Origin of the sequence: Frankia sp. R82 (assembly GCF_023716925.1) — a bacterium.
GTDB lineage: Bacteria > Actinomycetota > Actinomycetes > Frankiales > Frankiaceae > Frankia.
In genome coordinates this window covers 1-5,656 of record NZ_JAMQQG010000257.1, presented here as the reverse complement: position 1 = coordinate 5,656, position 5,656 = coordinate 1, and the positions used below count along the sequence as shown (strand labels likewise).

Annotated in this window: 1 protein-coding gene and 1 pseudogene; both read right to left on the bottom strand. The window is 73.6% G+C overall.

Translation table 11 applies throughout. The annotated features are described in order from the left end of the window. Window positions 1-5,018: pseudogene (locus tag ND747_RS19785) on the bottom strand (SDR family NAD(P)-dependent oxidoreductase); the annotation flags it as partial. Window positions 5,019-5,074: 56 nt separating this feature from the next. Continuing rightward, a partial coding sequence (locus ND747_RS19780) for a phosphopantetheine-binding protein (RefSeq protein ID WP_251735315.1) occupies window positions 5,075-5,656 on the bottom strand: 582 nt, incomplete at its 5' end.

The following is a 5,656-nucleotide window of genomic DNA, read 5'->3' as shown; positions in this document are numbered from 1 at the left end:
GGCGTGGGCACCGGTGGCCCCGCGGGCTCGACGCGGGCCGCCAGCCAGGTCGCCACCGCCTCCGGGGTCGGATGGTCGAATACCAGGCCCGCGGGCAGGCGAAGCCCGGTGGCCGCCGCGAGGGTGTTCCGGAACTCGACCGCGGTCAGCGAGTCGAAGCCCAGCTCGGAGAACAGCATGTCGGCGGCGATCGCGTCGGCGCTGGTGTGGCCGAGCACCGCGGCCGCGCGATCACGCACCAGCCGCAGCAGGGCGTCCGCCAGTTCCGGCCCCCGCAGAGCGGCGAACGCCTCGGTGGGTTCCGCGGCGGCCGCTGCTCGGCGCGCGGGACGGCGGACCAGGCCACGCAGCAACGCGGGGGGCTGCGCGGCGGCGGTGGGGTCCATCCGCATTGGTACGACGTGCGCCAGTCCGCTGTCGCCCGCGAGAGCGAGCGCGGTGTCGAACAGCGCCATACCCTCGTCCGTCCGCAGCGGGGTCATGCCCGCTCGAGCGATCCGGTCCAGGTCGCCTCCGGACAGCGCCGCCGTGATGCCGGCGTCCTGCTCCCACAGCCCCCAGCCGAGCGAGACCGCGGGCAGGCCGTCGGCGCGGCGGGCGGCCGCGAGCGCGTCGAGGAAGGCGTTCGCCGCGGCGTAGTTGGCCTGGCCGGGGCCACCGAAGACGGCCGCGGACGACGAGTAGAAGACCATCGCGGAAAGGTCACGGCCGCGGGTGAGGTCGTGCAGGTTCCAGGCCCCGTCGACCTTGGGCCGCAGCACGCGGTCGAGCTGATCGTCGGTGAGCGCGCTGACGACGGCGTCGTCGAGAACACCAGCGGTGTGCAGGATCGACCGCACGGGGTGGCGCGCCAGCAGGGCGGCGAGGTCCGCGCGGTCGGACACGTCGACGGCAACCGTGTGGACGGTCGCGCCCAACGCCTCGAGGCCGGCCACGAGCTCGCCGGCCCCCGGAGCGCCCGCGCCCCGGCGACTGGCCAGGACGAGCTCGCGCACCCCGTGCTCGACCACAAGGTGCTGGGCGGCGAGCGCGCCCAGCCCGCCGGTGCCGCCAGTGATCAGCACCGGGTCCGCCCAGCTGGTCGGGGCGGCCGGCGGGGCGGTGATCCTGGCCAGGCGCGGCGCGGTCCAGGCGCCGGAACGGACGGTCAGCTCCGGCTCGTCGGTCGCGGCGACAGCGTCCACCCGCGGCGTGGTGCCGGCGACGTCATCGGTGTCGACCAGGACAAACCGTCCCGGGTTCTCGGTCTGGGCCGTGCGCAGCAGGCCCCAGGCCGCGGCGAGCGCCGGGTCCTCGGCCACGTGCCGTGCGAGCACGACCGCGGTCGCATACGGGTGGTCCTCGGCCAGGACCGTACGGACCAGCGCCAGTGCCGCGGCGACCGTCGCCCGGGTACGGGCGGCCAGGTCGGGCCCGTCGGGACTGGCCTCGAGGTGGTGGCATACGACCGTCTCGTGGTCGCTTGCCGGTGGCGGCGCGGCCGTCGAGGCGCCCGGGGCCGGCACCGGGACGGGCACCACCTCGAACAACAGATCGTGGCGGACGTGGCCGGCCGAGCGCAGCGCGTCGGCCGACACCGGCCGGGACAGCAGCCCGGCGACGGTGACCACAGCGGCCCCCGCCTCGTCGTACCCGGTGAGCGTCAGCGTGCCGGCCGTCCGCTCGTGCAGCCGTACCCGCAGCCGGTTGGCGCCGGTGCGGAATACCTGTACGCCGCTCCAGGAGAAGGGCAGGCCGCCGGGCCGCTCCTCGTCGACGACTCCGCGCAGCAGCGGGTGCAGGCACGCGTCGAAAAGCGCCGGATGCAGCACGAATCCCGCCGAGTCGGTACGTGGATCGGCGGGCAGCGCCAGCTCGGCGAACAGCTCGTCAGCCCGGCGCCACAGCCGGCGCAGGCCCTGGAAGGCAGGGCCGTAGCCGTGACCGTCCTCGGCCAGGCGCGGGTAGGCCCCCCCGCAGTCGATCTCCTCGGCGCCCGGCGGCGGCCAGCTGCCGAGATCGGCGGGAGCCGCGTAGCCGGCCGAGGTCAGGTAGCCGTCGGCGTGGCTGGTCCAGAGTGCGTCGGCGCCGTCGGTGGCGGCGGCGACCGGCCGGGAGTGCACCGACACCGCGCGTCTGCCGTCGTCGGCGGGCTCGCCGACGACGATCTGCAGCTCCACCACCTCGTCGCCGAGCACCAGCGGAGCCGCGATCGTCAGCTCGTCGACGGCGGTGGCGCCGACGTGGTCGCCCGCGTACAGGACCAGATCGACGAAGGCCGTTCCCGGCAGCAGGACGGTGTCGTGCAGGGCGTGGTCGGCGAGCCAGGGGTGGGAGCGCAGCGAGATCCGGCCAGTGAGCAGCAGCCCGTCCCGCGCGGCGAGCTCGACGGCGGCGCCGAGCAGCGGATGATCTGGGGCGCGCAGGCCGGCCGTGGCCACGTCGCCACGACCCGTGCCGACGTCGAGCCAGTAGTGCTGGTGCTGGAAAGGGTAGGTGGGCAGGTCGGTGGTCTGGCCCTTGGGGTAGTGGTTGGTCCAGTCGACGTGGTGGCCCCGGGTCCAGATGCGGGCGGCGGCGGTCAGGATGCCGGTCGTCTCGTCGGTGTCGCGGCGCAGCGTGGGGGTGCCGCCGGTGAGGGTGGACAGGGTGGCGTCGGGGCCGAGTTCGATCCAGGTCGCCGCGGCGGCGGTGGTCAGAGCATCGTGGAAACGGACGGGCTCACGGATGTGGCTGGTCCAGTAGTCGGGACTGGTCAGGTCGCTGGCCTGCCCGGTGACCGTGGAGATGATCGGGATCTGTGGCTGGACGAAGGTGAGGCCCGCGATCGCCGTGCGGAACTCCTCCAGGATCGGCGCCATCAGAGGGGTATGGAAGGCGTGGCTCACGGGAAGCCGCCGGTGTCTCGCGCCGACGGCCTCGACGGTGCGCAGGGTCGCCTGTTCGGGGCCGGCGATGACGAGGGCGTCGGGGGCGTTGAAGGCGGCGATCGTGACACCGTCCCGCAGCTGCCGGGTGACGTCGTCCTCGCTGGCCCGGATCGAGACCATGACAGCGCCCGCGGGCAGGGACTGCATCAGACGACCCCGGATACTGACCAGCGCCGCGGCGTCCGCAAGAGACAGCACACCAGCGACATGAGCAGCGGCTATCTCCCCGATCGAATGCCCGACCAGAACATCCGGACGGACACCCCACGACTCCAGAAGCCGAAAAAGCGCGACCTCCACCGCGAAAACCGCCGGCTGAGTGACCTCCGTCTCGTCAAGCCGATCACCGGTGACGACTGCCCGGCCAACAACGGGATCCAGCAACGCGCAGACCTCGTCGAACGCGGCGGCGAACACCGGAAAATCCCGATACAAACCCCGCCCCATGCCAGGGCGCTGACTTCCCTGACCCGCGAACACGAACCCCAACGACCCCGAACCCGCGGTCCCCGTGACGACGGCGTCCCCGAGAACGACAGCCCGCTCAGCGAACACCGCACGCCCAGAAACCAGGCTCCACCCGACATCAACCGGATCCGCCGTAAGAGCCCTCACCCGGCCGACAAGAGTGGCCACACCTTCGGGAGTGCGGGCCGAGACGGGTAGTGGGTGGACCGGCAGGCGCGGGCTCGACGGCGCATCCCGGGATTCCTCGCCTCCTCGGGATTCCTCGATGTCCTCTGGCGGTGCTTCTTCAAGGATGACGTGGGCGTTGGTGCCGCTGATGCCGAACGACGACACCCCGGCCCGGCGGAGCCCCGGCGCCGGCCAGGGCCGTGCCTCCTCCAGCAGCCGGACCGACCCGCTCGACCAGTCCACATGCGGCGACGGCTCCGTGACGTGCAGCGTCCGAGGCAGTACCCCGTGCCGCATCGCCATCACCATCTTGATCACTCCGGCGACCCCGGCCGCGGCCTGCGTATGCCCGATGTTCGACTTCACCGACCCCAGCCACATCGGCTCCGCCCGGTCCGCCTGCCCGTAGGTCGCCAACAGCGCCTGGGCCTCGATCGGGTCGCCCAAGGTCGTGCCGGTGCCGTGCCCCTCAACGGCCTGCACGTCGGCGGGGCTCAGCCGGGCCGACTCCAGGGCCTGGCGGATCACCGCCTGCTGGGCGGGTCCGTTGGGGGCGGTGAGGCCGTTGGACGGGCCGTCCTGGTTGATCGCCGACCCGCGGATCACCGCGAGTACCGGGTGCCCGTTGCGGCGGGCATCCGACAGCCGCTCCAGGAGCAGCACGCCCACGCCCTCGGCCCAGCCGACGCCGTCCGCCGTCGCCGAGTAGGACTTGGCACGCCCGTCCGGTGCGAGGCCGCGCTGACGGCTGAACTCCACGAAGGTGCCCGGGCTCGCCATCACCGTCGCACCGCCCGCGAGGGCGAGGCCGCATTCCCGCGCCCGCAGGGCCCGGGCGGCCAGGTGAAGGGCCACCAGCGACGACGAGCACGCCGTGTCCACAGTGACGGCGGGACCGGTCAGACCGAACGTGTAGGCGATCCGCCCGGAGGCGACGCTGCCCGCGCTCCCGGTGAGCAGGTGTCCCTCGAGCTCCGCCGGGATGTCGCGCACCCGCAGGCCATAGTCGCCGTACATGATGCCGGTGAAGACGCCGACCGGGGTCCGCCGGACCGACTCCGCGACGATGCCGGCCCGCTCGAACACCTCCCAGGTGGCCTCCAGCAGCAGCCGCTGCTGCGGGTCGACGCTGAGCGCCTCGCGCGGCGAGATGCCGAAGAACGCCGGGTCGAACCCGGCGGCGTCGTAGAGGAAACCGCCCTGGTCGGTGTAGCTGTGGCCGGCCCGGTCCGGATCCGGGTCGTACAGATCCGCCGGCCAGCCACGGTCGGCCGGAAATGAGCCGACCGCGTCGCGGCCGTCGAGCACCAGCCGCCACAGGTCCTCGGGCGAGCTGACACCGCCGGGATAGCGGCAGGCCATCCCGATCACGGCGACCGGTTCGCGGTCCCGCTCGGTCAGCTCGGCCAGCCGCTGCCTGGTCTGGTGGAGTTCCGTGCTGACCTTCTTGAGGTACCCGAGGAGCTTCTCGTCGGCCATGTGAGTTCCCGTCCGCTCTTGGTCTCGTCGGGTCAGGTGGTGATGGGCCGTCAGCCCAGGGAGATGCCGAGCTCGCGGTCGACGAACGCGAGCACCTCCTCCTCCGAGGCGTCGGCCAGGTTCTCGGTCGAGCGGCCACCGTCGACGCCCGTCGGTTCGTTGAGGAACGAGAGCAGCCGCGCCGCGCGCGAGCGCGCCTCGGACCGGGCCCGGTCGTCTAGGTCGAGGGCGGCCACGTCGTCGAGCAGCCGGTCGAGGCCGGTGACCACGGCGTCCGCCGGGGTGGGAGTGCTGACGGACAGCTGCGCCAGCAGGGTCGCCGCCAGCTCGCCCGGCGTCGGGTTGTCGAAGACGAGGGTCGCGGGCAGCCGCAGCGCCGTCGCGGCCGCGAGCCGGTTGCGCAGGTCGACCGCGGTGAGCGAGTCGAAGCCGATGTCCCGGAAGGGCCGCGCCGGGTCGACCTCGGCCGCGGCGATGCCGACCACGGCCGCGACCTGGCCGCGCACGACGTCGAGCACCACCGCAGCGCGGTCCTCGGGCGCCACGGCGGTGAGGTCGAGCTCGGGCACCCCGCCCTCGGCCACGGCGGCGGGAGCGGGCGGAACCAGCCCGCGCAGGGCGGGGGGGGGCGG